Source organism: Paracoccus sp. KKT209, assembly GCF_055635455.1.
Genome location: NZ_JBVMWB010000002.1, coordinates 23,528 through 39,942, shown reverse-complemented (window position 1 = coordinate 39,942; position 16,415 = coordinate 23,528). Strand labels below are relative to the sequence as shown.

Genomic DNA, 16,415 nt, shown 5'->3' with positions numbered 1-16,415 from the left:
CCCCCGCCACCCGACACGCAGACGACCCGAGGTAGACATGACCACGACCAAGAAACCCGCCGATCTGCGCAGCGCCCGATGGTTCGCGCCGGACGACCTGCGCAGCTTCGGCCACCGTTCGCGCATGATGCAGCTGGGCTATTCCGAGGCCGACTTCATGGGCCGCCCGATCATCGGCATCCTGAACACCTGGTCCGACCTGAACAGCTGCCATTCGCACTTTCCCGAACGGGTCAAGGACGTGAAGCGCGGCGTCCTGCAGGCCGGCGGCTTTCCAGTCGAGCTGCCCGCGCTGTCGGTCGACGAAAGCTTCAACAAGCCCACCTCGATGCTCTATCGCAACCTCTTGGCCATCGAGACCGAGGAGCAGATCCGCAGCCACCCGCTGGACGGTGTGGTGCTGATGGGCGGATGCGACAAGACCACGCCGGGCCTGGTCATGGGTGCCATCACGGCAGGCGTGCCGATGATCTATCTGCCGGCGGGGCCGATGCTGCGCGGGAACTATGCCGGGCAAAAGCTGGGCTCGGGCTCGGATGCCTGGAAATACTGGGATGAACGCCGCGCGGGTAACATCTCGGACGAACAGTGGCAGGGGCTGCAGGGCGGCATTGCCCGTTCGGCCGGGGTCTGCATGACCATGGGCACGGCCAGCACGATGACCGCGATCACCGACGCGATGGGGCTGACGCTGCCCGGCGCCTCCTCGGTTCCCGCGGTCGATGCGGGCCACCAGCGCATGTCGGCCGATTGCGGCCGCCGCATCGTCGACATGGTCTGGGAGGATCTGACTCCAGACCGCATCGTAACCGAGGCCGCCGTCCGCAATGCCGCCATCGTCGGGATGGCCACCGGCTGCTCGACCAATGCCGTCGTCCACCTGATCGCCATCGCCCGCCGCGCCGGCGTCGACCTGACGCTGGACCAGCTGGACGAACTGGGCCGGGTCACGCCGCTGGTGGCCAATGTCCGCCCTTCGGGCAAGGACTACCTGATGGAGGATTTCTTCTATGCGGGCGGCCTGCGCGCGCTGATGAAGCAGATCGAGGACCGGCTGGACCTGTCGGCCCTGACCGTCACCGGCAAGACGTTGGGCGACAACCTGGAAGGCGCCGTGGTCTTCAACGACGACGTCATCCGGCCCCTGTCGAACCCGGTCTATGCCGAAGGCTCGCTGGCCGTCCTGCGCGGCAACCTGTGTCCCGATGGCGCGGTGATCAAGCCCGCCGCCTGCGACCCGAAATATCACGTCCACGAAGGACCGGCGCTGGTCTTTGACAGCTATCCCGAGATGAAGGCGGCGGTCGATGACGAGAACCTGGAGGTCACGCCCGACACGGTCATGGTGCTGCGAAATGCGGGGCCGCTTGGGGGTCCGGGCTTTCCGGAATGGGGCATGCTGCCCATCCCCAAGGCGCTGATCAAGCAGGGCCACCGCGACATGCTGCGCATTTCCGACGCGCGCATGTCCGGCACCTCCTATGGCGCCTGCGTGCTGCATGTCGCGCCCGAAGCCTATGTGGGCGGGCCGCTGGCCCTTTTGAAGACCGGCGACATCGTGCGGCTGGACCTGCCGTCGCGCCGCCTGGACATGCTGGTCGACGAGGCCGAGCTGGAGGCGCGCCGCGCCGCCTGGCAGGCACCCGATCCACGTTTTGAACGGGGCTGGGGCTGGATGTTCTCGCGCCATGTCACGCAGGCCGACAAGGGCTGCGACTTCGATTACCTCGAGCGGGGCTTTGGCCGCGCCGCCGGCGAACCGGATATCTTCTGATGATGGCGCTGGATCAGGCCCTGACGGGCATCTCGGGCATCCTCGTCACCCCTTATGACGACCGGGGCGACATCGCGCCGGCGCGGCTGGCGCCGATCCTGGACCGTGCGCTGGCGGCGGGGCTGCACATGCCGGTCGTGAACGGCAACACGGGCGAATTCTATGCCCTCACCACCGACGAGGCCTGTACCATGGTGAAGGAGGTCGCGGGACTCGTGGACGGCCGCGCGCCGCTGCTGGCAGGCGTTGGCCGCGGGTTGCGTGATGCGCAGCGGCTGGCCCGTGCCTCGGCCGATGCGGGGGCGGCGGCGCTGATGGTGCATCAGCCGCCCGATCCCTTTGTGGCGCCGCGCGGTGTGGTTGATTACCTGAAGGCAGTGTCGGATGCGTCCGGCAGGCTGCCGATGATGATCTATCTGCGCAACGATGCCATCGGCACCAGGGCTATCGCGGATCTCTGCGCGGTGCCGGGCGTGCGGGGCGTCAAATGGGCCACGCCCAACCCGCAGAAGCTGGCCGAGGCGCGGGCCGCCTGCGATCCCGCCATCGTGTGGGTGGGGGGGCTGGCCGAGGTCTGGGCGCCCACCTTCTATGCCGTCGGCGCGCGCGGGTTCACCTCGGGGCTGATCAACGTCTGGCCGGAACATTCCGTGGCGATCCATGCCGCGCTGGAGGCCGGCGATTATCACGGCGCCAACGCCCTGATCGACCAAATGCGGGTCTTCGAGGACATCCGCGCGCAGGAGATGAACGGCACCAATGTCACGGGCGTCAAGGCGGCGCTGATCGCGCAGGGGCTGGATTGCGGTCCCACGCGGGCACCGTCGGCCTGGCCGCTGACCGCCGCCCAACAGATCGACCTGGACCGCTTCATGGCGGCCAACAGCCTAATCTGAGGAATACATGATGAGCGACTACATCCTCTCTGACGAGACGCGCGAAAAGCTGAAGAAGGTGTCCACGGCATCGGTCGCGACGGCACTTTACAAGCGCGGATTGCGCAACCAGTTCGTTCAGGGGGTCGTGCCGGTGGAAAGGAAGCCCGTGACCATGGTCGGCCAGGCCTTCACGCTGCGCTATATCCCCGCGCGCGAGGATCGCAACCCGATCACCGTCTTCCGCAACCGCGACCACAAGCAGCGCGTCGCGGTCGAAACCTGCCCCGAGGGCCATGTGCTGGTCATGGATGCGCGCAAGGACAGCCGCGCCGCGACCGCGGGGTCGATCCTGATCACCCGGCTGGCGCTGCGCGGCGCGGCGGGCGTGGTGTCGGACGGGGGCGTGCGCGACGCGGCGGGGATCGCCGCGCTGGACATGCCGGCCTATTTCGCCCGGCCCTCGGCGCCCACCAACCTGACGCTGCACGAGGCGATCGACATCAACGTGCCCATCTCCTGCGGCGATGCCCCGGTCTTTCCGGGCGACGTGATGCTGGGGGACGGCGACGGGGTCATGGTCATCCCGGCGCATCTGGCCGAGGAGATCGCCGAGGAATGTACGGGCATGGAATCCTTCGAGGACTTCGTGCTGGAGCAGGTGAATGCCGGCGCGGCGATCATCGGCCTCTATCCCGCCACGGATGAGGAAAATCTGACGAAATACGCCGAATGGCGCCAACGGACAGGACGATAACATGACCCATATTCCCCATGGCGACCATCTGATCGCAGGCGAGAAGATCCGGACCGAAGGGCGTTTTTCCTCGGCCCCCGCGACGGGTCAGGCGCATGAATATTCGGTCGGCACGCCCGAGCTGGTGGCGCAGGCCTGCGCCGCCGCCGACGCGGCCTTCGAGGGTTTCGCGGCCAGCACCCGTGAAGAGCGCGCGGCGCTTCTGGAGGCCATCGCCGAGGAAATCGACGCCCGCGGCGACGCCATCACCGCCATCGGCCACGCCGAGACGGGCCTGCCCGAGGCGCGCATGCAGGGCGAACGCGGCCGCACCACCGGCCAGCTGCGCCTCTTCGCGGAACATGTGCGCAAGGGCGACTATCTGGACCGCCGCTATGACAAGGCGCTGCCCGACCGTCAGCCGCTGCCGCGTCCCGACATGCGGATGATCCAGCGGCCGATCGGTCCGGTAGCGGTCTTTGGCGCCTCGAACTTCCCGCTGGCCTTTTCGGTCGCGGGCGGTGACACCGCGGCCGCGCTGGCCGCCGGCTGCCCGGTCGTGGTCAAGGGCCACAGCGCGCATCCCGGCACGGGAGAGGTCGTGGCCGACGCGATCGTCGCCGCGATCAAGCGGCTTGGGATGGACCCGCGCATCTTCAGCCTGGTCCAGGGCGGCAAGCGCGACGTGGGCGAGGCGCTGGTCACCGATCCGCGCATCAAGGCCGTGGGCTTTACCGGATCCCTGGGCGGGGGCCGCGCGCTCTATAACCTCTGCGCCAGCCGGCCCGAGCCGATCCCCTTCTTCGGCGAGCTGGGCAGCGTGAACCCGATGTTCGTCCTGCCCCAGGCCGCCGCCGCGCGCGGTGCGCAGATCGGTCAGGGCTGGGCGGGCAGCCTGACCATGGGCGCGGGGCAGTTCTGCACCAACCCGGGCATCGCCGTGGTGGTCGACGGCCCCGATGCCGATGCCTTCGCCGGTGCCGCCAAGGAGGCGCTGTCGGCCACGGGCCCGCAGGTCATGCTGACCGACGGGATGGCGGATGCCTATCGCAGCGGCGCGGCCCGCGTGGGGGCCGGAAATGGTGTGCGCGCACTGGTCACGACGACCTGCGAGGCCCGCAACGGCTCTCCCTATCTCTTCGAGGTCTCGGCGGATGACTGGCTGGAGAACCACGAACTGGCCGAAGAGGTCTTCGGTCCTCTTGGCCTGATCATCCGCGTCCGCGACCAGGCGCAGATGGAGCAGGTGGCCCGCAGCTTTGGCGGCCAATTGACCACGACCCTGCAGATGGACGACGGCGACACCGACCTGGCCCGCCGCCTGCTGCCTGTGCTGGAGCGGATGGCCGGCCGCGTGCTGGCCAACGGCTTCCCGACCGGCGTCGAGGTTTCCGACAGCATGGTCCATGGCGGTCCCTATCCCGCCAGCACCAATTTCGGCGCGACCAGCGTGGGGACCCTGTCGATCCGTCGCTTCCTGCGGCCGGTCTGCTTCCAGAACCTGCCCGAGGCGCTGCTGCCCGCCGATCTGCGGTCGTGATGCCTTGGCCGGTGCAGGCAGCAGCCCGCACCGGCCTTCCCGAACGCGGGTGCCGCAGCGATCGCGGCACCCGGCCCGAACCACCACGGTCATCGCTGACCGTGAGGATCTCCCACCCGGAAAAGAGTGTGAATGTTCTGAGGCACTAGATTTCTTCGGCGACGGCATCCTGTTGGGAGGCAGGTCCGTCACGTGCGCGCCGCTGGCCTTGCACGCCGATCAACGAGCAGAGGAGGGCTCGCCATATGAAAACAATTCTTGTTCCATCCCTCGTGGCCGGACTGTTGATGTCCGTGTCGCAGGTCGCCGCGCAGAACGTGACCGTTGTCCTGCCAGAGCAGCCCGCCAACCTCGAGCCCTGCCGCTCGATCCGCGCGGATATCGGCCGCGTCATCAACATGAACATCACCGAGACCCTGACGGTCACCAACCCCGAGACGGGCGACGTCGTGCCCCATCTTGCGACGGAATGGACGCAGGTCGATCCGCAGACATGGCAGTTCACCCTGCGCGACGGCGTCACCTTCCAGGACGGCGCGCCGCTGAACGCAAAAGCCGTGGTCAATTCGGTCGATCGGCTGATGAACCCGGCGCTGACCTGCGACAGCCGGTCCAAGTTCGGCGACCAGAAGCTGACGGCCAGCGCGGTCGATGAGCGGACCGTGCAGATCCAGTCCTCGATCCCCAACCCGATCATGCCGACCCTGATGAGCACGGTGCAGATCGTGGCGCCCTCGCTTCCCTTCGATGCGGAAACGAACGAGCCCGCCGGCACCGGCCCCTATGTCCTTCAGGAAGCCACGCCCGAGCGCATCGTGCTGTCGCGCAACCCCGACTACTGGGGAGAGGCGCCTGCGGTCGAGGAAGCCACCTTCGTCTGGCGCGGCGAAAGCGCCATCCGGGCCGCCATGGTCGAAACGGGCGAGGCCGACCTGACCCCGGCCATCGCGGTTCAGGACGCGACCAACCCCGAGACGGACTTTGCCTATCTGAACTCGGAAACCACCCGGATGCGGATCGACATGCAGATCCCGCCGTTGGACGACGCGCGCGTCCGCGAGGCGCTGAACATCTCGATCGATTGGGACGGCATGGGCGAGGCGCTGTTCGGGGCCGACGTGCTGCGGGCCTCGCAGATGGTGGTTCCGGGCATCGGGGGCCACAACGAGGCGCTGCAGCCCTGGGCCTATGACCTGGAGCGCGCGCGCCAGCTGATCGAGGAGGCCAAGGCCGACGGCGTGCCGGTCGACACGCCCATCACCCTGATCGGGCGAAACGGCTTTTTCCCGAACTCGGGCGAGTCGCTGGAGGCGATGCAGGCGCTGTGGTCCGACCTGGGCCTGAACATCGAGGTCCGCGCGCTGGAGGCCGCCGATTGGGTGCGCTATCTGGACAAGCCCTTCCCGCAGGACCGCGATCCAACCCTGTTCCAGCAGCAGCACGACAACAACACCGGCGATGCGGGCTTTACCATCCCGGTGATGTATACCAGCAACGGCCAGTATTCGACGGTCTCGGACCCGGCGCTGGACCAGTTGGTGCAGGAGGCCATGACCGCCACCGGCGAAGACCGCGCCAAGGGCTTTGCCGAGGCCGCGCGGATCGTCCATGACGACCTGATCGCGGACATTCCGATGTATCACAGGTCGGCTATGTCCGCGTCAACCCGCGCCTGGACTGGACCCCCGACCTGAAGACCAACGGCGAGATCCAGCTGTCCAAGATCCGCTTCAACGACTGACCGGAAGGGGCGCCTTGGCGCCCCTTTCATCTTGCATGGACATAGAGGAAAAGGAGCCAGCCCGGTGCTGCGATACATCTCCAGACGCACAGCCCACAGCCTGATCGCGCTGGTCGGCCTTCTTGTGCTGGTGTTCTTCCTGTCCCGGCTGACGGGTGATCCGGCCTATCTGTATCTGCCGCTGGACGCGACCGAGGCGCAGCGGCAGGCCTTCAACCAGATGAACGGCTTTGATGATCCGATCATCGTCCAGTTCCTGCGCTATCTGGGCGACCTGGCGCGGCTGGATTTCGGCATGTCGCTCAGCCGCAACGTGCCGGCAATGGGCGCGGCGCTGGAGGCCTTTCCGCAGACGCTGAAGCTGGCGGCCATCGCCATGGGCCTGTCCTTCGCCCTTGCGGTCCTGGTGGGGTCGCTGGCGGCGGCCCGGCCCGGGTCGATCTTCGACAGGTTGGCCACGACCTCGTCCCTGGCGGGAGCCAGCGCGCCGGACTTCTGGGTGGCCATCGTGGCGATCCTGGTCTTTTCGGTGTCCCTGGGCCTGCTTCCGACCTCGGGCACCGGATCGGCGCTGCATTGGGTCATGCCGATCGGTGTCCTGATGCTGCGGCCCTTTGGCCTGCTGACGCAGGTGGTGCGCGGGTCGATGATCGGGGTCCTTTCGGCGCCCTATGTGAAAACGGCGCGCGCCAAGGGCGTCCGGCGCGGCAAGATCATCTTTGTCCACGCCCTGCGCAACGCGCTGCTGCCCGTCATCACCGTCGCGGGCGACCTGACGGCGGGGCTGATCAACGGCGCCGTGGTGGTCGAGACGATCTTTGGCTGGCCGGGCATCGGCAAGCTGATGATCGACGCGATCCTGCGGCGCGACTTTGCGCTGATCCAGTCGACGATCCTGGTGACGGCACTGGCGATCTTCATCCTCAATATCGTGATCGACCTCGTCTATGCGCTGCTCGATCCCCGGATCAGGCATCAGGCGGCATGACGATGATGGAACCCACCCCCGCGACCCGGCCGCAGGCCGATCCCGCCACGCCGTCCCGGCGCCTGCCCCTGGGACTGCGCAGGTTGCTCGGCGATCCGGTCACGGCCGGCGCCCTGGTCTTTCTGTGCGTCGTTGCCATCTGCGCGCTGATCGGCCCTGCGCTGATTGGCGATCTGGCGGAAAAGCCGAACTTTCGCGCCCGCAACATGCCGCCCTTTTCGCTCGACCAGGGCTGGGCCTTTGTCCTGGGGGCCGACACCCTGGGCCGCAGCATCCTGGCGCGCCTGATCGTCGCCGCGCAGACGACGCTTGGGGTCGCGGCCTCGGCGGTGCTGTGCTCGTTGATCATGGGCGGCATGCTGGGCCTGGTGGCCGGTTATTCGAAGGGGCGCCTCGGCACGATCATCCTGCGGGCCACCGACATCGTGATGAGCTTTCCGTCCCTGCTGCTGGCGCTGATCGTGCTGTACAGCCTGGGTCCGTCGATCACCAACCTGGTGATCGTCCTGGCGATCACGCGCATCCCGATCTATCTGCGCACGACGCGCGCCGAGGTGATGGAGGTGCGCCAGCGCATGTTCGTGTCGGCGGCCGAGGCCCTGGGCGCCAGCCATGCCCGCATGATCTTTCGCCACATCGCGCCGATGGTAATCCCCACGCTTCTGACCATCGGGGCGATCGATTTCGCGACCGTCGTCCTGGCCGAATCCTCGCTGTCCTTCCTGGGGTTGGGGGTGCAGACGCCCGCCTTCACCTGGGGCTCGATGGTCGCCACGGGGCGGGGCTACCTGGCCAATGCCTGGTGGGTGGCCTTCTGGCCGGGCCTGGCCATCCTGCTGACCACGCTGTCGCTGAACATCCTGTCGGGCTGGTGGCGCACCTGGTCGGACCCCCATCAGCGCTGGCGGCTGGAACTGGATCGCAGGACCCTGAAGCGCCTGAACCGCAAGGACAAGACCGCATGAGCCATGACCCCCATGCCGCAGAAAGTTTGGCGCCGCTGATCGAGGTGCGCGGGCTGACTGTCGACTTCCATGCCGGGGCCGGGACGTTCCGCGCGGTCGATGACGTGTCATACCACGTGAATGCAGGGGAAACGCTGATCATCCTGGGCGAATCGGGATCGGGAAAATCGGTCAGCTCCTCGGCGATCATGGGGCTGATCGACACGCCCCCGGGCGAGATCGTGTCGGGCAGCATCCTCTATCGCGGGCAGGACATCACGCATCTGGGAGAACACCAGCGGCTGGCCTTCAACGGCGCCCGCATCGCGATGATCTTCCAGGATCCACTGTCCCACCTGAACCCAGTCTTCACCATTGGCTGGCAGCTGACCGAAGTCTATGCGGCGCATGGCAAATGCAGCGCCCCCGAGGCGCGCCGCCGCGCCATCGCCGTCCTGGACCGCGTGGGCATCCCCGAGCCGCAGACGCGCATCGACTGGTACCCGCACCAGTTCTCGGGCGGCCAGCGGCAGCGGATCATGATCGCCATGGCCATCGCGCTGGACCCCGAGGTGCTGATCGCGGACGAGCCGACGACGGCGCTGGATGTCTCGGTCCAGGCGCAGGTGCTGGACCTTCTGAAGCGGCTGCAGCGCGAGGATGGCCTGGCCATCATCATGATCACCCATGACCTGGAGGTGGCCGCCAGCATGGCCGACCGGATCGTCGTGATGAGCCAAGGCCGCATCGTCGAAGCCGGCGAGGCGCAGGCCGTCTTTTCCGCCCCCAGCCACGCCTACACGCGCAAGCTGATGGAGGCGCTGCCCGGACATGACGGCACGGGCGCACGGGTGGCGGATCAGGGTCCGCCGGTCCTGGAGGTGCGGGACCTGGTCAAGGTCTACGGACTGCCGGCGGGGACGCCCCGCAACCCCGCCATGCCGCATGCCGTCAACGAGGTCTCGTTCACGCTGACGAAGGGGCAGACCCTGGGCATCGTGGGCGAAAGCGGGTCCGGCAAATCCACGGTCGCGCGGATGCTGTTGCGCCTGACACCCACCACCGAAGGTCAGGTGCTGTGGCGCGGCCGCGATGTCCTGGCAATGGGACCAAAGGACCTGCTGGCCTATCGCCGGCGGGTGCAGATGGTCTTTCAGGACCCCTATTCCTCGATGAACCCCCGGATGAGCGTCTTCCAGATCATCTCGGAGCCCTGGGTCATCCACCGCGACATCCTGCCCAAAGCCGCGTGGCGCGACCGGGTGCGCGAGCTTCTGGACCTGGTCGGGCTGCAGCCCGAACATGCGGACCGTTACCCGCACCAGTTCTCGGGCGGGCAGCGGCAGCGGATCGCGATTGCCCGGGCGCTTGCCTGCGATCCCGAACTGATCATCTGCGACGAGGCGGTTTCGGCCCTGGACGTGTCGATCCAGATGCAGGTGATCAACCTGCTGGCAGACCTGCGCGACCGGCTGGGGCTCAGCCTGGTCTTCATCACCCATGACCTGCCGATCGTCCGCAGGCTGGCCGACCGCATTCTGGTCATGAAGGGCGGCCGCGCGGTCGAGGAGCAGGAGGCAGAGATGCTGTTCCGAAACCCGCGCGAAGATTATACACGGACTCTGATCGGCGCCGCGCCGAGGCCCAAGTGGGAGATGGCGGGATAGGGCCTGCCCCGGTTCCATCGCGCGGCCGTCGCGGGCCGTGCCCCCGCCCTGCGCGCGATCCAGCCTTGACCTGAAAGGGATACCCCATGACCAAACCGACCATCCTGCGGGCGGCAGAACTGCCGGCCTCCACGCTGGCAGAGCTTGATGCGCTGTTCACCGTCCTGCACCTGCCCGAGGACGAGGCGCAGATCCCCGCCTTTCTGCAGCGGCACGGCGCAGCCGTGACCGGGCTGGCCCTGCGCAAGACGGTCGTGGACCGCGCCATGCTGGACGCCCTGCCGGCGCTGGAGATCATCGCAAGCTACAGCGCCGGGCTGGACAATGTCGATCTGGAGGCGGTCCATGCCCGGGGCATCCTGGTGCGCAACAGCTCGAACATCCTGGCGCGCGACGTGGCCAACACGGCCATCGGGCTGCTGCTGGCCGTCACGCGCGACATGGTGCGGGCCGATGCCTTTGTCCGCGACGGCAGCTGGGCGGGCGGGGCGACCTATCCGCTCGGGCGGTCGGTGGTCGGCATGACGGTGGGTGTCGTGGGCCTTGGCGCGATCGGCATGGAGGTCGCGTCGCGTCTGCAGGCCCTGGGGGCCAAGGTCGCCTATTCGGGCCCCCGTCCCAAGCCGGTCGATTTGCCCTATCACGCGTCCATCGTCGATCTGGCCGCTGAATGCGACGCCATCGTCCTGACCTGCCCGCTGACCGAAGCCACCCATCATGCGGTCGATGCCCGCGTGCTGCAGGCGCTTGGGCCGCAGGGCTACCTGATCAATATCGCGCGCGGGCCCGTCGTGGACGAGGATGCGCTGGTCGCGGTGCTTGCCCGGAACGGCATCGCCGGGGCCGGGCTGGACGTCTTCGAGCACGAGCCCCAGGTTCCCCAAGCGCTGCTGAAGCACCCGCATGTCGTCCTGACGCCCCATCTAGGCTCGGGGACCGAGGAAACCCGGCAGGCAATGGCCGACAATGTGGTCGATGTGCTGGCCGAGCATTTCGGCCTGTGCGGTCCCCGGCAGGTTCCAGGAAACGCAGGGCACTAGGCGCAGGCTGCTCCCGCAAGGCCGGGATGCGCAGCACGGTGTATGCGCCGCGGGATTACTGAGCCGGTGCAGGGCACGAGACTGAACGCGCCTGATCCCGTCGACCTTGGAGCAACGGCAAGTGACGTTCGTAACGGCACATGGCCGGCCCTCATGCCGGCCGCCAATGCGCAGCAGTAGTGCAGGCGACCGAGCCGGCGCTTCCAAGCCGATCTGGACCTCCATCAGGGGGCCAAGCCTTGGTAACGGGGAAGGCTTCACCCGGTCCCCAACCGCCGGGCAACTGGTGCTTGGCGCAGGCCGGACATGAGTTGGAGCAGTTGCAGCGCGTGGCGGCTCAGCATCCGCAATGCTTCGCCTTCCGCGAGGGCCTTGTCTTCGGCCAAATGGGCAAGACCGCGCGTTTCTTTGTCCACCGTACCAGCCGCGCCGGTGAAGCAGGAAAAATTGCACCATGGAAAGCGCGTTGGAAAGCCGGCACGTGATCGTGACCGGCCAGACTCCCGCACCGGCCTGGATCAACGATTTGGGCACGATCTAAGCTGACGCACCTCTGGCGGACTCAGGCGTTCGGGGCTAAGGGCGGAGTTCGGCCAAGAAGGTCCGGCAGAGAACGTCAATCTCCCGACCCCTCACATCTGCTCACCTTCCATCGGCCGCGGCCCGTACATCGAGCTTAGACGCGGAACACACGCGCTGGTGGTGTCCCGCCCGTGCCACCAGCGCCTCTATCGATGCCAGAAATGATCGGCCGAGGTCGGGCGGCTCAGTACTTGATGCGCGGGAGGATATGGATAAACAATTATGCAGTAGCCTGCTACCTGCTGTCACACCACATTAGCCTCATCACCGGCCGCTATTAGCTGGCCGGTGGCTGTTATGCCACGCCGTGAGTGGTCTTTACGCCGCGCCGTCCACGTTAGCCCATCCGAGGGTCAGGCGGGGCTGCTTCCCGGCCTCGCACGCTCCCGGACGGCATCAATTGCGGCCATCACCGCGTCCGTGTCGGTCTGTTGGATCATGTGGCCCCCTCCCGGAATCAGGTGCAGGCTGCTCTGGTCGATATCGCGGTGAAGGCGGGCAGATTGCGCCTCTGGGTCGATCAGGCGGTCCTGCGCGCCCGCGAGGATGGCGACCGGAACCCGGAGGCTGGAATAGCTGCTGCAGGCAGCGGCGGCATCGGGGATCATCAGGGCCGAATCCGCGGCGCTTGCGCGGATCTGCGACGGACGCAGCGCCAGTCCCTTGGGAAATCCCGCGAACTTGGCCGGGACGCGTCGGGGACCAAAAAGCTTTTTCAGCAAGGCGGGCCACAGGAGCCGCCCGAGCAGGGGTGAGACGGTGTAGCGCGCCACATCCCCCAGGACCGGAACGGCGGGACCGGACATGAGGGCGACATCGGGCCGTGCTGTCGGATAGTAGTAGCCCGAGGCCAGCACCAGCCCGCTGACCTGCTGCGGATGCCGCTGCGCCAGCGCGATCGCGACCGAACATCCCCAGGAATGGCCAAGAACGATAGCCGGCCCCACCTCCAGTTGCGCCAGCGCCGCGCCCAGCAGGTCGGCCTGGGCGCGATCGCTCCAGATCGTGCTGCGGGGACGGTTGCTGTGACCGAAGCCGGGCCGGTCGAAGACGATGACGCGATGGTGACGCGCCGCAAGCTCCAGAAGCCCGCTGGAGCCGAAGTCCTGCACCATGCTGCCATTGCCGTGGATCAGAACCAGCGCCGGACCCGAGCCGCGTTCGACGTAATGCAGGCGCACGCCGTCGATCGTCAGGAACCGCCCCTGGGGCGGGTTGTCGTGTTCGGCCTGCCGCGCCACGCGGTGATTTGCATAGGCCAGGGCCGCCAGCGCGACCGCGCTGCCCAGGGCCAGTTGGCCGGTCGAGACCCGCCCCTGCGGCTTGTGTTTCATGGCTTTTGCGGACCTGTCCATCTTGCGTCTCCGGTTCTGTGAAGCGGAAGAGGTCCTGCCGTTGCGACGGCCGCTCCGCTGCACCCCAAAGCATCTGCGCCGGGAATTGTTCCGCGGAAGGGCGGCGCGCGTGACCCTGACAAAGGGGACACGCCAGTGGACGGTCCGGGCGTGAGGCCCGGACCGTCCCTCGGAATGACAGAGTGCTCAGCCTGCCTTGGAGCCGGAGGCGCCGGGCAGCTCGATATTGATCTCGAGGCTCGACATCTGGTCACCGCGTTCCATCCGGACGTCGACGTCATGGTCGCCGATCGGGACGTGCTTGCGGATCACCGCGACGATTTCGCGCTGCAGCATGGGCAGGTAGTCGGCCTCGGCGGTGCCGGTGCTGCTGCGTTCATGCGCCAGAAGGATCTGCAGGCGGTCCTTGGCCGTCTGCGCGGTCTTGGGCGGCGTCTTCTTGCGGGAAAAGCTGAACAGGTTCATGACGCACGCCCGAACAGACGCTGGAAGAGGCCCGGGCGACGCTCGCCCACGATGCGCATCTCGACCTGCGTGCCGGTCAGCCGGGAGACGGCGTCGTCATAGGCCTGCGCCGCGGCCGAGGGTCCGTCCAGCGTGACGGGGGTACCGACGTTCGAGGCCTTCAGGATCGCCTTGCTTTCGGGAACGACGCCCAGCAGCGGCACCGCCAGGATCTCCAGCACGTCGTCGACGGTCATCATCTCGCCCCGGTCGACGCGGTCCTGGTCAAAGCGGGTGATCAGCACCTGCGCCTTGATCGGCTCGGCGCCCACGGTCTCGGCACGCTTGGTCTGGCTGCTCAGCAGGCCCAGGACGCGGTCGCTGTCGCGGACCGAGGAGACCTCGGGGTTCGTGACCACGACGGCCTCGTCGGCAAAGTGCATCGCCATCTGGGCGCCATGCTCGATCCCGGCGGGGCTGTCGCAGACGATATAGTCGAATTCGGCCTTCAGCTCGTCCAGGACCTTCTCGACGCCCTCCTTGGTCAGGGCGTCCTTGTCGCGGGTCTGCGAGGTGGGCAGGATCGACAGCGTGTCGACCCGCTTGTCCTTGATCAGCGCCTGCTTCAGCTTGGCATCGCCCTGGATGACGTTGATGAAGTCGAAGACCACCCGGCGCTCGCAGCCCATGGTCATGTCCAGGTTGCGCAGGCCCACGTCAAAGTCGATCACGACCGTCTTGAAGCCCTGCTTTGCCAGGCCTGCCGAGATCGCCGCGGACGAGGTCGTCTTGCCGACGCCCCCCTTGCCCGAGGTGATCACGATGACCCGCCCGAGCGGCGGATTGTTCTTGGGTTCTGTCGTCATCCGATGACCTCCATGCGAAGTTTTTCATCCTCCAGATAGATATGCGTGCAGCGCTGATGGGCGGCCGCGTCCAGCGTCTCGCTGGTCTGGTAGAGCCCGGCGATGGCGACCAGCTCGGCATTCAGGCTCTGGCAGAAGATATGCGCGCTCTCGTCGCCATGGCATCCGGCCATGGCGCGGCCGCGCAGGGGACCATAGACATGGATGTTGCCCGCCGCGATCAGCTCGGCCCCCGATGCGACCGATCCGATCACCGTCAGGTCGCCATGTTCAGCCATGATCATCTGCCCCGACCGCACGGGCGAGCGGATGACCTTGTTCTCGGGCGGGCGCGGCGCCTCGGGGGCAGGGGCGGCGGCGGGGCCGGTCTCGCGCGGCAGGGGCGCGTCACGGCCCGAGGTCACGGCGATCAGGCCCAGGGACTGCAGCAGGGCCTCGTCCATGGCGGCGGCATTCTCGACCCCGAAGACCCGCAACTCGCGCTGCCGCAGGCTCTCGACCAGGTCGCGGAGGCGCTCGGGGTCGTGGAAGCAGGCGGCGTTGGCCAGGTCCAGAACCATCGGCGCGCCGGAGAAGAACTGCGGCGTCTTGCGCAGCTGCTGATCCAGCTGCGCGTGGAAGGACGCGTCCGCGGTCTGGGTGTCGATGCGAAGAACCAGCGCCGTCAGGAAGCGACCGCGCACCTGGAACGAGGTTGCGGTGGCCGGCATGGGGTCATGTCGGGTCTTGGCGTATCGATCTGACACGTCGAAACTCTGCTCCTGCTCTGTGGCGGGTCGCGAATCGGAACGCACCGCTCTTCTTGAATCTCCCTTTTCACGAACGGGCCGCGGAGGGAAGAAGAGTTCGCCGATTCAGCAGGAACCCGCCAAGAAATGCGGCATGAAAGATGCGGGATCTGCTCCTGCGGCACCGGGGGCAGGGGTCCCGGCCCCACCACCTGCCGTCGCATGGGGAGGCGGTCGTCGCGGGGGCCGAGGTCTGGCCGGCGGCTCTGCGAACCAAAGACGGGGACTGGGCGTTGGGACTTGCAGACCCGGAGGCAGATCATGGCGCCACGCACCTATTGGAAAGGCTATCTGAAGCTTTCGCTCGTCACCTGTCCCGTGTCCCTGACGCCTGCGACCAGCGACCGCGACAAGATCCGGTTCCACACCATCAATGCCGAGACCGGAAACCGCGTCCGCAGCCGCTATGTCGACGAGGTGACCGGAGACCCGGTGGAGGAGGAGGAAGAGGTCAGGGGCTACGAGGTCGAGAAGGGCCGTCACATCATCATCGAGGACGAGGAGCTGGAGGCCATGGGCCTCGAAAGTACCCGGACCATCAATATCGAGCAGTTCGTTCCCTCGGACAGCATCGAATGGATCTGGTACGACACGCCCTATTACCTGACGCCCGACGACAAGGTGGCGCAGGAGGCCTTCGTCGTCATCCGCAAGGCGATGGAGGCGACCGACACGCTCGGCATCTCGCGGCTGGTGCTGGCGCGGCGCGAACGGGCCGTGATGCTGGAGCCCTACGGCAACGGGATCGTACTGTGGACGCTGCGCTTTGGCGATGAGGTGCGCCAGCCCAAGGAGGTCTTTGGCGACATCGCGGACCGCAAGGCCGATCCCAAGCTGGTGGCCATGGTGCAGAAGGTCATCACGCAGAAAACGGAGCCCTGGGACGCCTCCATGGTCCGCGACCCGGTCCAGGAGAACCTGAAGAAGCTGATCGCCAGCAAGCAGAAGAAGCGCGGCCGCCCTGCCACCCCCAAGCGCAGCGAGGCGCCCGAGCCCCAGGACAACGTGGTCAACATCATGGACGCGCTGCGCAAGTCGATTGCGATCGAGAAGAAGAAGGGCAGCTGAGGGTCCC

Annotated in this window: 15 protein-coding genes; 11 read left to right on the top strand and 4 right to left on the bottom strand. The window is 67.2% G+C overall.

The genetic code is table 11. From position 1 onward, the window contains the following. Positions 1-37 precede the first annotated feature (37 nt). The 10 genes from araD (at position 38) to ACZ2G3_RS16265 (ending at position 11,790) form a co-directional block, all read left to right on the top strand. Positions 38-1,774 carry an L-arabinonate dehydratase gene (araD, locus tag ACZ2G3_RS16310; RefSeq protein WP_470399495.1) on the top strand — a complete coding sequence of 579 codons (1,737 nt, stop codon included), beginning with the start codon at positions 38-40 and terminating at the stop codon, positions 1,772-1,774. Further along, entirely contained in the window at positions 1,774-2,670 is an 897-nt protein-coding gene (locus ACZ2G3_RS16305) for a dihydrodipicolinate synthase family protein (RefSeq protein ID WP_470399493.1), read from the top strand. Before araD ends, ACZ2G3_RS16305 begins: the two co-directional genes overlap by 1 nt. Before the next feature lie 10 nt (positions 2,671-2,680). Next, complete coding sequence (locus ACZ2G3_RS16300; RefSeq protein WP_470399491.1) at positions 2,681-3,406, top strand: ribonuclease activity regulator RraA; 726 nt, start codon at positions 2,681-2,683, stop codon at positions 3,404-3,406. Between the two features lies 1 nt (position 3,407). After that, entirely contained in the window at positions 3,408-4,925 is a 1,518-nt protein-coding gene (locus ACZ2G3_RS16295; RefSeq protein WP_470399489.1) for an aldehyde dehydrogenase (NADP(+)), read from the top strand. 287 nt (positions 4,926-5,212) lie between these two features. Next, positions 5,213-6,619 (top strand): ABC transporter substrate-binding protein, encoded by a 1,407-nt coding sequence (locus tag ACZ2G3_RS16290; RefSeq protein ID WP_470399487.1) that lies wholly within the window; start codon positions 5,213-5,215, stop codon positions 6,617-6,619. 111 nt (positions 6,620-6,730) lie between these two features. Beyond that, the gene (locus ACZ2G3_RS16285; protein WP_419269586.1) at positions 6,731-7,654 is read left to right on the top strand and encodes an ABC transporter permease; all 924 of its coding nucleotides are present in this window, start codon (positions 6,731-6,733) and stop codon (positions 7,652-7,654) included. A gap of 2 nt (positions 7,655-7,656) precedes the next feature. Beyond that, positions 7,657-8,619, top strand: a complete 963-nt coding sequence (locus ACZ2G3_RS16280) for an ABC transporter permease (protein WP_470399485.1) — start codon at positions 7,657-7,659, stop codon at positions 8,617-8,619. Next, positions 8,616-10,265 (top strand): ABC transporter ATP-binding protein, encoded by a 1,650-nt coding sequence (locus tag ACZ2G3_RS16275; RefSeq protein WP_470399483.1) that lies wholly within the window; start codon positions 8,616-8,618, stop codon positions 10,263-10,265. Before ACZ2G3_RS16280 ends, ACZ2G3_RS16275 begins: the two co-directional genes overlap by 4 nt. Positions 10,266-10,351: 86 nt before the next feature. After that, positions 10,352-11,305, top strand: a complete 954-nt coding sequence (locus tag ACZ2G3_RS16270; RefSeq protein ID WP_470399481.1) for a 2-hydroxyacid dehydrogenase — start codon at positions 10,352-10,354, stop codon at positions 11,303-11,305. Between the two features lie 290 nt (positions 11,306-11,595). After that, the gene (locus ACZ2G3_RS16265; protein WP_470399479.1) at positions 11,596-11,790 is read left to right on the top strand and encodes a hypothetical protein; all 195 of its coding nucleotides are present in this window, start codon (positions 11,596-11,598) and stop codon (positions 11,788-11,790) included. Between the two features lie 450 nt (positions 11,791-12,240). Here the strand turns inward: ACZ2G3_RS16265 and ACZ2G3_RS16260 are convergent, their stop codons facing one another. From ACZ2G3_RS16260 to minC, 4 genes are all read right to left on the bottom strand, one after another. After that, a complete protein-coding gene (locus ACZ2G3_RS16260; protein ID WP_470399477.1) occupies positions 12,241-13,221 on the bottom strand; it encodes an alpha/beta fold hydrolase in 981 nt (326 codons plus the stop codon). A gap of 207 nt (positions 13,222-13,428) precedes the next feature. Continuing rightward, positions 13,429-13,707, bottom strand: a complete 279-nt coding sequence (gene minE / locus ACZ2G3_RS16255; RefSeq protein ID WP_419269605.1) for a cell division topological specificity factor MinE — start codon at positions 13,705-13,707, stop codon at positions 13,429-13,431. After that, entirely contained in the window at positions 13,704-14,552 is an 849-nt protein-coding gene (gene minD / locus ACZ2G3_RS16250; protein WP_419269606.1) for a septum site-determining protein MinD, read from the bottom strand. Before minD ends, minE begins: the two co-directional genes overlap by 4 nt. Further along, positions 14,549-15,262 carry a septum site-determining protein MinC gene (minC, locus tag ACZ2G3_RS16245; protein ID WP_419269607.1) on the bottom strand — a complete coding sequence of 238 codons (714 nt, stop codon included), beginning with the start codon at positions 15,260-15,262 and terminating at the stop codon, positions 14,549-14,551. Before minC ends, minD begins: the two co-directional genes overlap by 4 nt. 339 nt (positions 15,263-15,601) lie before the next feature. On the opposite strand from minC, the gene ku reads away from it, so the two are divergent. Then, complete coding sequence (gene ku, locus ACZ2G3_RS16240) at positions 15,602-16,408, top strand: non-homologous end joining protein Ku (protein ID WP_470399475.1); 807 nt, start codon at positions 15,602-15,604, stop codon at positions 16,406-16,408. Positions 16,409-16,415: the final 7 nt, after the last annotated feature.